Origin of the sequence: Phytopseudomonas flavescens (assembly GCF_900100535.1) — a bacterium.
In the GTDB taxonomy this organism is placed as follows: Bacteria; Pseudomonadota; Gammaproteobacteria; order Pseudomonadales; family Pseudomonadaceae; genus Aquipseudomonas; species Aquipseudomonas flavescens.
In genome coordinates this window covers 1-14,029 of sequence record NZ_FNDG01000005.1, presented here as the reverse complement: position 1 = coordinate 14,029, position 14,029 = coordinate 1, and the positions used below count along the sequence as shown (strand labels likewise).

The 14,029-nt window shown below is 63.3% G+C and carries 11 protein-coding genes; 10 read left to right on the top strand and 1 reads right to left on the bottom strand.

The features are described from left to right. Nucleotides 1-3: 3 nt before the first annotated feature. The 10 genes from lpxB (at nt 4) to ispD (ending at nt 13,327) form a co-directional block, all read left to right on the top strand. Nucleotides 4-1,137, top strand: coding sequence for a lipid-A-disaccharide synthase (lpxB, locus tag BLR94_RS07825; protein ID WP_084304205.1), 1,134 nt, complete (start codon nt 4-6; stop codon nt 1,135-1,137). Then, complete coding sequence (rnhB, locus tag BLR94_RS07820) at nt 1,137-1,745, top strand: ribonuclease HII (RefSeq protein ID WP_084304204.1); 609 nt, start codon at nt 1,137-1,139, stop codon at nt 1,743-1,745. Before lpxB ends, rnhB begins: the two co-directional genes overlap by 1 nt. Before the next feature lie 76 nt (nt 1,746-1,821). Continuing rightward, entirely contained in the window at nt 1,822-5,361 is a 3,540-nt protein-coding gene (dnaE, locus tag BLR94_RS07815; RefSeq protein WP_084304203.1) for a DNA polymerase III subunit alpha, read from the top strand. 256 nt (nt 5,362-5,617) lie between these two features. After that, nucleotides 5,618-6,568 (top strand): acetyl-CoA carboxylase carboxyltransferase subunit alpha, encoded by a 951-nt coding sequence (locus BLR94_RS07810; RefSeq protein ID WP_084304202.1) that lies wholly within the window; start codon nt 5,618-5,620, stop codon nt 6,566-6,568. A gap of 79 nt (nt 6,569-6,647) precedes the next feature. Further along, nucleotides 6,648-7,940, top strand: a complete 1,293-nt coding sequence (tilS, locus tag BLR94_RS07805; protein WP_084304201.1) for a tRNA lysidine(34) synthetase TilS — start codon at nt 6,648-6,650, stop codon at nt 7,938-7,940. Nucleotides 7,941-8,267: 327 nt separating this feature from the next. Continuing rightward, nucleotides 8,268-9,899: a CTP synthase gene (locus BLR94_RS07800; RefSeq protein ID WP_084304200.1), complete on the top strand. Its 1,632-nt coding sequence runs from the start codon at nt 8,268-8,270 to the stop codon at nt 9,897-9,899. A gap of 3 nt (nt 9,900-9,902) precedes the next feature. After that, on the top strand, nt 9,903-10,748 hold the full coding sequence (kdsA, locus tag BLR94_RS07795) for a 3-deoxy-8-phosphooctulonate synthase (RefSeq protein ID WP_084304199.1): 846 nt from the start codon (nt 9,903-9,905) through the stop codon (nt 10,746-10,748). A gap of 147 nt (nt 10,749-10,895) precedes the next feature. Continuing rightward, nucleotides 10,896-12,185, top strand: a complete 1,290-nt coding sequence (gene eno / locus BLR94_RS07790) for a phosphopyruvate hydratase (protein WP_084304198.1) — start codon at nt 10,896-10,898, stop codon at nt 12,183-12,185. A 156-nt stretch (nt 12,186-12,341) separates the two neighbouring features. Next, complete coding sequence (gene ftsB, locus BLR94_RS07785; protein WP_084304197.1) at nt 12,342-12,620, top strand: cell division protein FtsB; 279 nt, start codon at nt 12,342-12,344, stop codon at nt 12,618-12,620. Then, entirely contained in the window at nt 12,617-13,327 is a 711-nt protein-coding gene (gene ispD / locus BLR94_RS07780) for a 2-C-methyl-D-erythritol 4-phosphate cytidylyltransferase (protein ID WP_084304196.1), read from the top strand. The genes ftsB and ispD overlap by 4 nt, the downstream gene beginning before the upstream one ends. Nucleotides 13,328-13,500: 173 nt before the next feature. On the opposite strand, the gene BLR94_RS07775 is transcribed toward ispD, so the two are convergent. Continuing rightward, nucleotides 13,501-13,824: an HPF/RaiA family ribosome-associated protein gene (locus BLR94_RS07775; RefSeq protein WP_084304195.1), complete on the bottom strand. Its 324-nt coding sequence runs from the start codon at nt 13,822-13,824 to the stop codon at nt 13,501-13,503. Nucleotides 13,825-14,029 lie beyond the last annotated feature (205 nt).

Sequence of the window (14,029 nt, the reverse complement as noted above, 5' to 3'; positions counted from 1 at the left end):
CCCATGGCTGAGGCATTGCGTGTCGCGCTGGTCGCCGGCGAGGCGTCTGGCGATATTCTCGGGGCTGGTCTGATGCAGGCCTTGAAGGCCCTGCATCCTAGTGTCGAATTCATCGGAGTCGGCGGCCCGCGGATGCAGGCCGAGGGGCTGGTCAGCGATTTTCCCATGGAGCGCCTGGCGGTCATGGGGCTGGTCGAGGTGCTCGGCCGTTTGCCTGAGCTGCTGTCACGCCGTCGGCGGCTCATCAGCCGGTTGATCGAGCGCAGGCCCGATGTGTTCATCGGCATCGACGCGCCGGACTTCACCCTGGGGGTCGAGCTCAAGCTGCGCCGTGCCGGCATTCGCACCGTGCATTACGTCAGCCCCTCGGTGTGGGCCTGGCGGCAGAAACGCGTGCTGAAAATTCGCGATGCCTGCGACCTGATGCTCACCTTGTTTCCCTTCGAGGCGCAGTTCTACGAAGCGCACCAGGTTCCCGTGTGCTTCGTCGGCCATCCGCTGGCAGACGCCATTCCGTTGCAGGCCGACCGCGCTGCGGCTCGCGAGCTACTCGGGCTGCCCTTGGACGCGCCCGTGGTGGCATTGCTGCCAGGTAGCCGCGGCGGTGAAGTGTCGCGGCTGGGCAGTCTGTTTCTCGATGCGGCGCAGCGGCTGCGTGCGCTGCGCCCGGGTGTGCGTTTCGTACTGCCCTGTGCCAGCCTCGAGCGCCGCGCGCAGATCGAGCAGATGCTGGGCGATCGCGACCTCCCCCTGCAGTTGCTCGACGGGCGTTCCCACGATGCCCTGGCCGCCTGCGATGCCGTGTTGATCGCGTCGGGCACTGCCACCCTCGAAGCGCTGCTCTACAAGCGGCCAATGGTGGTGGCCTACCGCGTGGCGCCGATGACCTTCAGCATTCTCAAGCGCCTGGTGAAGAGCCCGTACATCTCGCTGCCTAACCTGCTCGCGCAGCGCCTGCTGGTACCCGAGCTGATCCAGGACGCGGCCACTGCCGATGCCCTGGCTCAGGCGGTGGCACCCTTGCTGGCCGACGGCGACGCTCAGACCGAGGGGTTCGATGCCATTCACCGCACCCTGCGACGCGGTGCCTCCGAGCGTGCGGCGGCTGCGGTGCTCGATCTGCTGGGGCGGCGCTGATGCAAATGGGGCTGGATTTTTCCACCGTCGAAGAGCTGGTCGCCGGTGTCGACGAAGTCGGACGCGGTCCATTGTGTGGGGCGGTGGTGACCGCTGCGGTGATCCTCGACCCGATGCGGCCGATCCTCGGTCTCAACGATTCCAAGAAACTCAGCCCGGCACGGCGCGAGAAGCTGTTCGATGAAATCCGCGAGAAGGCGCTGGCCTGGTGCATCGCGCGTGCCGAAGTGGAAGAGATCGACCGGCTGAATATCCTGCATGCCACCCTGCTGGCCATGCAGCGTGCCGTCGAGGGCCTGAGCGTGACACCGAAACTGGCGTTGATCGACGGCAACCGCTGCCCGAAACTGTCCGTGCCCAGCGCGCCGGTGGTCGGTGGCGATGCGCAGGTGCCGGCTATCGCCGCGGCTTCGATCCTCGCCAAGGTCAGTCGTGACCGCGAGATGGGCGAGCTCGACGCGCTCTATCCGGGGTACGGCATCGCCCTGCACAAGGGTTATCCGACGCCCGTGCACCTCGAGGCCCTGATACGCCTGGGCCCGACCCCCATCCACCGGCGCTCCTTCGCGCCGGTGCGTCGATTGCTGGAAGCCACGCGCGTCAACTGAGCGTACTCAGTCCGCTGTCCAGCCTCCCAGTTACGGTACAATCCGCGTTTTGTCGCTTTTCCTGCAGGGCTTCTTCATGGCTGTTTCTTTCGTTCATCTTCGCCTGCACACCGAATACTCCCTGGTCGACGGACTGGTTCGCGTCAAGCCCCTGGTCAAGGCCGTGGCCGGCTCGGGCATGCCGGCGGTGGCGGTCACCGACATGAGCAACATGTGCTCGTTGGTGAAGTTCTACAAGGCCGCCATGGGTGCCGGCATCAAGCCGATCTGCGGTGCCGATATCTGGCTGGCCAGCGCCTACGAAGACGGCCCCCTGACCCGCATGACCCTGTTGGCGATGAACCCCAAGGGCTATCGCAACCTCACCGAACTGGTTTCCCGCGGCTGGAGCGAAGGGCAGAGCAACGACCTGGTGATCATCCAGCGCGACTGGGTGAAGGCTGCCAGCGAGGGGCTGATCGCCCTGTCCGGTGCCAAGGAAGGTGAGATCGGTCACGCCCTGCTCGATGGCGAACTGGCCAAGGCCGAAGCGCTGTTGCAGGAATGGCAGGCGGTGTTTCCGGAGCGTTTCTATCTGGAAGTGCAGCGCACCAGCCGCGTCAACGACGAAGAGCACGTGCACGCGGCCGTGGCCCTGGCGGACAGGCTGGGGGCGCCGCTGGTGGCGACCAACGACGTGCGTTTTCTCAAGCAGGGCGACTTCGAAGCCCACGAAACCCGCGTCTGCATCGGTGAAAGCCGCATTCTCGACGACCCGCGCCGGCCGCGTATCTACTCCGACCAGCAGTACCTGAAGTCGCCGCAGGAAATGGCCGAGCTGTTCAGCGATCTGCCCGACGCGCTGGAAAACACCGTCGAGATCGCCAAGCGCTGCAACATCGAAGTGCTGCTCGGCAAATACTTCCTGCCGGACTTCCCGGTGCCGCAAGGCATGACCATCGACGAGTACTTCCGCAAAGTGTCGTTCGACGGCCTGGAAGAGCGCCTCGAGGTTCTGCTGCCCAAGGACACCCCGGACTACGACGCGAAGAAGCAGGTCTATATCGACCGGCTGAATTTCGAGCTGGATATCATCATCCAGATGGGCTTCCCCGGCTACTTCCTGATCGTTATGGACTTCATCCAGTGGGCCAAGAGCAATGGCGTGCCGGTCGGGCCGGGGCGTGGCTCGGGCGCTGGCTCGCTGGTGGCCTACGTGCAGAAGATCACCGACCTCGATCCGTTGGCCTACGATCTGCTGTTCGAACGGTTCCTCAACCCCGAACGGGTATCCATGCCCGACTTCGACGTCGACTTCTGCATGGATGGCCGTGACCGGGTCATCGACTACGTGGCCGAGAAGTACGGCCGTAACGCGGTGAGCCAGATCATCACCTTCGGCTCCATGGCGGCCAAGGCGGTGGTGCGCGACGTGGCGCGGGTGCAGGGCAAGTCCTATGGCCTGGCCGATCGCCTGTCGAAGATGATTCCGTTCGAAGTCGGCATGACCCTGGAAAAGGCCTTCGAGATGGAGGAGCCGCTGCGCGACTTCATCAAGAACGATGAAGAGGCCGCCGAGATCTGGGAGATGTCGCTCAAGCTCGAAGGCATCGTGCGCGGCACCGGCAAGCACGCCGGTGGCGTGGTGATCGCACCGACCAAGCTGACCGACTTCTCGCCGATCGCCTGCGATGAAGAAGGCGCCGGCCTGGTCACTCAGTTCGACAAGGACGACGTCGAGCAGGCCGGCCTGGTGAAGTTCGACTTTCTCGGCCTGCGGACCCTGACCATCATCAAATGGGCGCTGGAGACCATCCACCGCGATCAGCGCGCGGCCGGCGAGCCGGAAGAGAATCTGGTCAACATCGATTTCATCCCGCTGGACGACAAGCCTACCTACCAGATGCTCCAGAAAGCGGAGACCACCGCGGTCTTCCAGCTCGAATCGCGGGGCATGAAGGAGCTGATCAAGAAGCTCAAGCCCGACTGCCTGGAGGACATGATCGCTCTGGTGGCGTTGTTCCGCCCCGGCCCGCTGCAGTCCGGCATGGTGGATGACTTCATCAACCGCAAGCACGGCCGTGCCGAGCTGTCGTACCCGCACCCCGATTACCAGTACGCCGGCCTGGAGCCGGTGCTCAAGCCGACCTACGGGATCATCCTCTACCAGGAACAGGTGATGCAGATCGCCCAGGTCATGGGTGGCTATACCCTCGGTCAGGCAGACATGCTGCGCCGTGCCATGGGCAAGAAGAAGCCCGAGGAGATGGCCAAGCAGCGTGGTGGCTTCATCGAAGGTTGTGCCAACAACAATATCGATGCCGAGCTGGCGGGCAACATCTTCGACCTGGTGGAAAAGTTCGCCGGCTATGGCTTCAACAAATCCCACTCGGCCGCCTATGGCCTGGTCTCCTACCAGACCGCCTGGCTGAAGGCGCATTACCCGGCGCCGTTCATGGCGGCGGTGCTGTCGGCGGACATGCACAACACCGACAAGGTGGTGATCCTCATCGAAGAATGCCGCAGCATGAAGCTGCGCATCGATCCGCCGGATGTCAACGCCTCCGAGTTCAAGTTCACCGTCAGTCATGACGCGAATAATGTGCCGCGGATTCTTTATGGCCTGGGCGCGGTCAAGGGCGTTGGCGAAGGCCCGGTCGAGGCCATCGTCGAGGCACGCCAGGATGGCCCGTTCAAGGATCTGTTCGACTTCTGCTCGCGGGTCGACCTCAAGCGCATCAACAAGCGCACCATGGATGCCTTGATCCGCAGTGGTGCGCTGGATCGCCTGGGCCCGCATTTCTATGACGAGCTCAAGGCCTATCAGGCCAACATCGACCGCAACCGTGCGGTGCTGCTATCGGCGATGGAGGAGGCCGTGCAGGCCGCCGAGCAGACTGCGCGCAGCCATGACAGCGGCCATATGGACCTGTTCGGCGGCGTGTTCGCCAGCCCTGAGGCGGACGTTTATGCCAATCACCACCGTGCCAAGGAGCTGTCGCTCAAGGAACGGCTCAAGGGCGAGAAGGACACCCTGGGCCTTTACCTGACCGGCCACCCGATCGACGAGTACGAAAGCGAAGTGCGGCGTTTCGCCCGCCAACGCATCGTCGACCTCAAGCCGGCCCGCGACACCCAGACCGTGGCAGGCCTGATCGTCAACCTGCGAGTGATGAAGAACAAGAAGGGCGACAAGATGGGCTTCATTACCCTGGACGACCGTTCAGGGCGCATCGAAGCCTCGCTGTTCGCCGACGCCTTCGCCAGCAACCAGGCGCTGCTGCAGAGCGACGCCCTGGTAGTGGTGGAAGGGGAGGTCAGCAATGACGATTTCTCGGGTGGCATGCGCCTGCGCGCCAAGCGGGTGATGAGCCTGGAGGAGGCGCGTACCGGCCTGGCCGAGAGCCTGCGTGTTCGCGTGCAGGCCAGCGCGCTGAAAGGTGATCGTCTACGCTGGCTGGGGGAGTTGTGTCGCCGCCACCGTGGCGCCTGCCCGATCACCCTGGACTACACCGGTGCCGATGCACGGGCCTTGCTGCAGTTCGGCGAGGACTGGCGAATCGATCCGGCCGACAGCTTGATCCAAGCTTTGCGTGACCAGTTCGGGCGAGACAACGTCTTTCTGCAATACCGCTAGAATTGCGGCGCTGAAGTGCGGGGCTAATCGGTCTGTGAAGACTCCGCACGACGCCCGTGACACTGCATGATCGCCGCTGGCGCGGGCGGATCCCGTGGATTTTGCTCGCCGAGTGAACGCCAGCGTGCATTCGCTGGCATATTCGCTGCCGGAAGCGCTTGCAAGTGTCGACCTGAATGCGCCTGTTCCTATAAGGTAGGCGCCAAATGGATACACGCTCCCCGGCCCTGTGGCCGTCGACGCATGACGGATGCCTATGAACCCGAATTACCTCGATTTCGAACAGCCGATTGCCGACCTGCAAGCCAAGATCGAAGAGCTTCGCCTGGTTGGCAATCACAACTCCCTGAACATCGGCGAGGAAATCGCCCGTCTGCAGGACAAGAGCAGCACGCTGACCGAGAGCATCTTCGGCAATCTGACCAGTTGGCAGATCGCCAGGCTCGCCCGTCATCCGCAGCGGCCCTACACCCTGGATTACCTGCAGCACATCTTCACCGAGTTCGACGAGCTGCACGGTGATCGTCACTTTTCCGACGACGCTGCCATCGTCGGTGGCGTTGCCCGCCTCAATGGCCAGCCGGCCATGGTCATTGGCCATCAGAAGGGCCGCGAGGTTCGCGAGAAGGTGCGCCGCAACTTCGGCATGCCGCGGCCCGAAGGCTACCGCAAGGCCTGTCGCCTGATGGAGATGGCCGAGCGCTTCAAGATGCCGATCCTGACCTTCATCGATACGCCGGGCGCCTACCCGGGGATCGACGCCGAAGAGCGCGGTCAGAGCGAGGCGATCGCCTGGAACCTGCGTGTCATGGCACGTCTGAAAACGCCGATCATCTCCACCGTGATCGGCGAAGGTGGTTCTGGCGGTGCCCTGGCCATCGGCGTATGCGACAACCTCAACATGTTGCAGTATTCGACCTATGCGGTGATCTCGCCGGAAGGTTGCGCATCGATCCTGTGGAAAACCGCCGAGAAGGCGCCGGATGCCGCCGAGGCCATGGGCATCACTGCCGAGCGCCTGAAGGGCCTGGGCATCGTCGATAAAGTGATCGCCGAGCCGCTGGGCGGCGCACACCGCGATCCGGCCGCTGCGGCCGAATCCATCCGCCAGGTTCTGAGCGCTCAGCTCGAAGAGCTGCGCGGGCTCGATACCGAGGCGCTGTTGGCGCGCCGCTACGAGCGTCTGATGAGCTACGGTATCGCCTGATGCCGGCTTGCCCTGCAGGCATGCAAGTCGCCGCTCTGGCGATGCGCATGCCTGCAGGGTCGCCCCGCTAAACCGCGCCATGTCCCTCGAATCGGCTCTGCTCGCGCGCCTCGCTCCGTGGCGTGGGGCGTCGGCTTGGCGAGTGGCTTTCTCCGGCGGGCTCGATTCCACCGTGCTTCTGCATGTGCTGGCAGTGGCTGCACGAAGCCACGCGCTGCCACCCATTTCCGCTATCCATGTGCATCACGGCTTGCAGGTCGCGGCCGACGCCTGGCCGCTGCATTGCCAGCGCCTGTGCGATGAGCTGGGCGTGCCGCTGCATGTCGAACATGTTCAGGTCGCGCCGGGTGCCAGTCTGGAGCGAGCGGCTCGTGACGCTCGTTATGCTGCGTTTTCCGCGCTGCTGAATCCGCGTGAGGTGCTGCTGTTCGCTCAGCACCAAGATGATCAGGCGGAGACCGTTCTCTATCGTCTGCTGCGTGGTGCTGGGGTGCGCGGTCTGGCGGCCATGGCGGCTAGCCGTGCGTTGGCTGCCGGGCATGTCGTGCGGCCGCTGCTGGATGTGCCGCGCAGCGACCTGCGGGCTCATGCCGAGGTGCATGAGCTGTGCTGGGTGGAGGACCCGTCGAATGCCGACAGCGGGCCGGCCCGCAACTTTCTGCGTCTGGAAATCCTGCCGCGTTTGCAGCGGCGCTGGCCGAGCGCGTCCCAGGTCGTGGCCCGGGCGGCGCAACATCAGGCCGAGGCACTGGCCTTGCTGGAGGAGCTGGCCGAAATCGATCTGCAGCGAGCCCGTGCGTCGAGCGGTTTCGACTGGCTCGATATTCCCTGTCTCGATCTGCAGGCCCTGCGCGAGCTGTCCGATGCCCGGCAGCGCAACCTGTTGCGTCACTGGTTGGCGGACTTCGGTCGCCTGCCCGATAGCCGTCATTGGCAGGGGTGGCTCGATCTGCGGGATGCAGGAGCCGATGCCGGACCGGTCTGGCGACTCGAGAATGGCGAACTGCGGCGCCATGGCAACTGCCTGTTCTGGCTCGCTGCAGGCTGGGCAGCAGGCTGCTCGAGCCAGCCACAACCCTGGCATATGGCGACGCAGCCGCTGACACTGCCTGGCAATGGTCATGTCTGGCTCGACGGCGCGATCCCGGCGGGGCGGTTGAGCGTAGGTTACCGTCAGGGGGGCGAGGTCATCGAGTTGCCTGGGCGGGGACGGCGTGACGTGAAGCGCTTCCTGCAGCAGTCTGGCGTGCCGGCATTCATTCGCGGGCGCCTTCCTTTACTGCTATGCGATGGGCGACTCGTGGCCCTCGCCAATCTGTTCGCCAGCCCAGGTTGCGGCAGGTTCCACTGGCAGCCGCCGGCCATCAGCTGATGGCGGACGGGGTCGTTGACGCCGCCGGCATGCAGGGCTTCGCGTCGCTGCGGGCGTGGCCGAGAGGCTGCCCGCAGAGCGCTTCGGGCCGCCCGATGGAGGCTTCGCTGCCGTGGCTTTCAGCGAGCGTCGGGCTTCACGTTCTTCCCCCGTCAGGACGTTTCCGGTAGACTACGCTCCCGTCTCTATTCAGGTATTCGCTGCTTCTTCAGAAGCGGTGGATGTTTGCTATTTGCCGGCATGGTTCGCCATGTTTGCTAAGGTGAACCAAGGCCTTCTCTGCTCCCCGGCGGCTCGACCGCCACTGCTGACTTCTTAGGGTTTTTCATGACGCGCTTCATATTCGTCACGGGTGGTGTTGTTTCTTCATTGGGGAAAGGCATCGCCTCGGCATCCCTGGCTGCCATCCTGGAGGCGCGGGGCCTGAAGGTCACGATGCTCAAACTGGATCCCTACATCAACGTCGATCCGGGCACCATGAGCCCGTTCCAGCACGGTGAAGTATTCGTCACCCATGACGGTGCCGAGACCGATCTCGACCTGGGGCACTATGAGCGGTTCATCCGCACCACGATGACCCAGAACAACAACTTCACCACCGGCCGCGTCTACGAAGACGTACTGCGCAAGGAGCGCCGGGGGGATTACCTGGGCGCGACCATCCAGGTCATCCCGCACATCACCGACGAGATCAAGCGCCGCATCATCAAGGGCGCCGGCGACGCTGACGTCGCCATGGTCGAAATCGGCGGTACCGTGGGCGATATCGAGTCGCAACCGTTCCTCGAGGCGATTCGCCAGCTGCGTTTCGAAGTGGGCGCCAAGCGCGCCATGCTGATGCACCTGACGCTGGTGCCGTACATCGCCACCGCCGGCGAAACCAAGACCAAGCCGACCCAGCATTCTGTCAAGGAGCTGCGCTCCATCGGCCTGCAGCCGGATGTGCTGGTGTGCCGCTCCGATCACCCGATCGACCTGTCGTCGCGCCGCAAGATCGCCCAGTTCACCAACGTCGAAGAGCGCGCAGTAATCGCCCTGGAAGACGCCGACACCATCTACAAGATCCCGGGCATCCTGCACTCGCAGGGGCTGGATGATTTCGTCGTCGAGCGTTTCGCTCTGGAATGTCGCGGTGCCGACCTGTCCGAGTGGGATCGCGTGGTCGATGCCAAGCTGAACCCGGAAAAAGAAGTCAACATCGCCATGGTCGGCAAGTACATGGAGCTTCTGGATGCCTACAAGTCGCTGATCGAAGCGATGAGCCATGCCGGTATCAGCAACCGTACCAAGGTCAACCTGCGTTATATCGATTCCGAAGACATCGAGAACCAGGGCACCGACCTGCTGCAGGGCGTCGATGCCATTCTGGTTCCAGGCGGTTTCGGTCTGCGTGGCGTGGAAGGCAAGATCAAGACCGTCCAGTACGCTCGCGAGAACAAGATTCCCTACCTGGGCATCTGCCTGGGCATGCAGGTGGCGGTCATCGAGTTCGCCCGTAACGTGCTGGGCTGGAATGATGCCAACTCCACCGAGTTCGACATCGCCAGCCAGCATCCGGTGGTGGGGCTGATCACCGAGTGGCAGGACGCCACCGGTGCGACCGAACAGCGTACCGAAGCCTCCGACCTTGGCGGCACCATGCGCCTTGGCGCCCAGGATTGCCAACTGCTGAGCGGCTCCAAGGTTCACGACTGCTACGGCAAGGACGTGATCGTCGAGCGCCACCGCCATCGTTACGAAGTGAACAACAACCTGCTGCCGCAACTGCTCGATGCTGGCCTCAAGGTCACCGGGCGCTCCGGCGACGGCGCTCTGGTGGAAGTGGTGGAGAGCGCGGATCATCCGTGGTTCGTGGCCTGCCAGTTCCACCCGGAATTCACCTCCACGCCGCGTGACGGCCACCCGCTGTTCAGTGGTTTCGTCAACGCCGCCCTGGCGCACCAAGCGCAGAAGGCCTGACCCATGGCGCAGAAGACCATCCGCGTTGGCGCGATCGATGTCGCCAACGACAAGCCGTTCGTGCTGTTCGGCGGCATCAACGTGCTGGAATCCCGTGAGCTTGCCCTGCGTACCTGTGAAGAGTACGTGCGGGTCACCGACAAGCTCGGTATCCCTTATGTGTTCAAGGCAAGCTTCGACAAGGCCAACCGTTCGTCGGTGACTTCCTTCCGCGGCCCTGGCCTGGAAGAGGGCATGAAGATCTTCGAAGAGGTGAAGAAGACCTTCGGCGTTCCGGTGATCACCGATGTGCACGAACCCTACCAGGCGCAGCCGGTGGCGGACGTCTGCGACATCATCCAGTTGCCGGCCTTCCTCTCGCGGCAGACCGACCTGGTGGTGGCCATGGCCAAGACCGGTGCGGTGATCAACATCAAGAAGGCGCAGTTCCTCGCACCTCAGGAAATGAAACATATTCTCGCCAAGTGTGTCGAAGCCGGGAACGATCAGCTGATCCTCTGTGAGCGCGGTTCCTCCTTCGGGTACAACAACCTGGTGGTGGACATGCTGGGCTTCGGCATCATGAAGGCCTTCGAGTACCCGGTGTTCTTCGACGTCACCCACGCCCTGCAGATGCCGGGCGGGCGTTCGGATTCCGCTGGCGGGCGGCGTGCCCAGGTCACCGAGCTGGCCAAGGCGGGCATGAGTCAGGGACTGGCCGGGCTGTTCCTCGAGGCGCATCCGGATCCGGAAAATGCCAAGTGCGATGGCCCTTGTGCCTTGCGTCTGGACAAGCTCGAGCCGTTCCTGGCGCAGCTCAAGCAGCTGGATGATCTGATCAAGAGTCAGGATCCGATCGAAACCGCCTGATCGGCGTTTCCACGGTCGCTTATCTGTTTCACCGCCCGGCCTTCTGGCCGGGTTTGTCATGTCAGCCCGGTCTGCCGTCGAGCGTGCCCGGTGCTGGCAGCCGAATGCAGCAGTGCGTTTTCGACAATTTCTGGAGAGCTTACAAGAATGGCAAAGATCGTCGACATCAAGGGTCGTGAGGTTCTCGACTCCCGTGGCAACCCCACCGTGGAAGCGGACGTAATCCTCGACAATGGCATCGTCGGCAGCGCCTGTGCGCCGTCCGGTGCCTCCACCGGTTCGCGCGAAGCGCTGGAACTGCGTGATGGCGACAAGAGCCGTTACCTCGGCAAGGGCGTCCTCAAGGCCGTTGGCAACATCAACGGGCCGATCCGCGACGCGCTGCTGGGCAAGGATCCGGTCGACCAGAAGGCTCTGGACAAGATCATGATCGATCTGGACGGCACCGAGAACAAGGCCACCCTGGGCGCCAACGCGATCCTCGCCGTCTCCCTGGCCGCCGCCAAGGCCGCCGCTCAGGATCAGGATCTGCCGCTCTATGCGCACATCGCCAACCTCAATGGCACCCCTGGCCAGTACTCCATGCCCGTGCCGATGATGAACATCATCAACGGTGGCGAGCATGCCGACAACAACGTCGATATCCAGGAGTTCATGGTGCAGCCGGTGGGCGCATCGAGCTTCGCCGAAGGTCTGCGCATCGGCGCGGAAATCTTCCATCACCTCAAGGCCGTGCTCAAGGCCCGTGGTCTGAGCACTGCGGTCGGCGACGAGGGTGGTTTCGCACCGAACCTGGCCTCCAACGAGGACGCGCTGTCGGCGATTGCCGAAGCGGTTGCCAACGCCGGTTACAAGCTGGGCACCGACGTTACCCTGGCACTGGACTGTGCCGCTAGCGAGTTCTACGAAGACGGCAAGTACAACCTGTCTGGCGAAGGTAAATCCTTCGACGCCGAAGGTTTTGCCGAGTACCTGAAAGGCCTGACCGAGCGCTTCCCGATCATCTCCATCGAAGACGGTCTGGACGAGTCCGACTGGGCGGGCTGGAAGATCCTCACCGACAAGATCGGCGCCAAGGTGCAACTGGTTGGCGACGACCTGTTCGTGACCAATACCAAGATCCTCAAGGAAGGCATCGACAAGGGCATCGGTAACTCGATCCTGATCAAGTTCAACCAGATCGGTTCGCTGAGCGAAACCCTGGAAGCCATCCAGATGGCCAAGGCCGCAGGTTACACCGCGGTCATCTCGCACCGCAGCGGCGAGACCGAAGACAGCACCATCGCCGACCTGGCGGTGGGCACTGCCGCTGGTCAGATCAAGACCGGCTCGCTGTGCCGCTCCGATCGCGTGTCCAAGTACAACCAGTTGCTGCGTATCGAAGAGCAACTGGGCGCCAAGGCGCCGTACCGTGGTCGCAGCGAGTTCCGCGGCTAAGGCAGATTCGCCGGCGAGGTGGCCAACGCCTCGCCATGCGGGCACTGTGAAAATCTGCCGAGTCGACTTCACGGTCTTGTCGGATGCCGATGACGCAGGGAGAATCGACAGATGTCCGCAGCAGCGACCCTTCCTTATCCGAGTGCCTCACCTGCCATGCGTAGTCCCTACTGGCTGTTCCTCGTTCTGGTTCTGGTACTTGCAGGGCTGCAATATCGCCTGTGGGTAGGCGAGGGCAGCCTGGCGCAGGTCAGCGATCTGCAGCAGCAGATCGCCGACCAGGAAGGCGAGAACGAGCGTCTGCTCGAGCGTAACCGCATCCTCGAGGCGGAAGTGATGGAGCTGAAGAAAGGCATGGAAACCGTCGAAGAACGCGCCCGCCATGAGCTGGGCATGGTCAAGGACGGCGAAACCCTCTATCAGTTGGCTGAATGAACACTCCTGATCTGCCGTCCTTCTGGGCGGTGATTCCGGCCGCCGGCATCGGCAGCCGCATGCATGCCGACAAGCCCAAGCAGTATCTGCAGCTGGCCGGCAAGAGCATTCTCGAACACACCCTCAACTGTTTCCTCGACCATCCGTGCCTGCGTGGCGTGGTGGTCAGCCTGGCCGAGGACGATCCGTTCTGGCCGAACCTGAGTTGTGCCCGCGACCCGCGCATCCAGATTGCCAACGGCGGTGCCGAGCGCGCCGACTCGGTGCTCAATGCGTTGCTGCGCCTGGGAGAACTGGGTGGCAGTGAGCAGGATTGGGTACTGGTGCACGACGCCGCCCGGCCCAACCTGGCGCAGGCAGATCTCGATCTGCTGTTGGCCGAGTTGGCTGACGACGCGGTAGGCGGGCTGCTCGCCGTCCCCGCTCGGGACACCCTCAAGCGTGTCGGCAGCGATGGACGTGTGCGCGAAACCATCGATCGCTCGGTCATCTGGCAGGCTTACACGCCGCAGATGTTCCGTCTCGGCGCCTTGCACCGCGCGCTCGCCGAGGCACTGGTTTCGGATGTTGCAGTGACCGACGAAGCCTCGGCGATCGAGTGGGCCGGTCAATCGCCGCGTCTCGTCGAAGGCCGGGCGGATAACCTCAAGGTCACCCGCCCGGAAGATCTGCACTATCTGGAGCGCCTGTGGCGCGGCCGGAGTTGATGCTGTCCGCTACCCTGGTGGCGTAGTTCGCGCGAGATTGACGCTTCACCTGCGCGGCCCGATCCGTCCAGCACGCGGGATCAAAATACGGTGGGTGAAGAAGCGTCACCCACCCTGCGCGCTTCAGCAGTCGGCAGACTGCTGCGCTGAGGCAGTACAGCCGGTTGTCGCTCTCAGTGAATCCACTTCTTGGCATTCTTGCCAAGGTTGCGATCGAGCACGCTGGTGAGCTTGTTCATGGCGCCGTCGATGGCTTGCCGCAGTTCGCCGGCATCGAAGGATACCGACATCGGGTCACGCCCCTTGAGGCGCGCTTCGACCTTGCAGCGTTTGTCCTGGGGGCCACTTTTCAGGGCGTTTTCGTCGGAGAGATGAATCTCCACGCGGGTGAGGTGATCCTCATAGCGCTGCAGCTTGTCCCGTACTCGACCTCTGATATCCGCCTTGAATGCCATCGAGGTGTCGACATGCTTTCCGCTGTTGACCATGACCTGCATAACCATTTCCTCATGCTGGTGAGTTCGCGACGGCCCGAACAAGGGCCTCATGGTCTACGACGAGGTGAGTGGTGCTGAGGTTCGCTGGCGGTTGTGACAGTATATGAGTGGCTAGGTGTGATCTCTCAGTAGGTTGTTCATCCGGGGCATTCCCGGAATTCTGGAAGTGCGACCAACCAAGCACTCCAGGAGCCCCGGATGAACC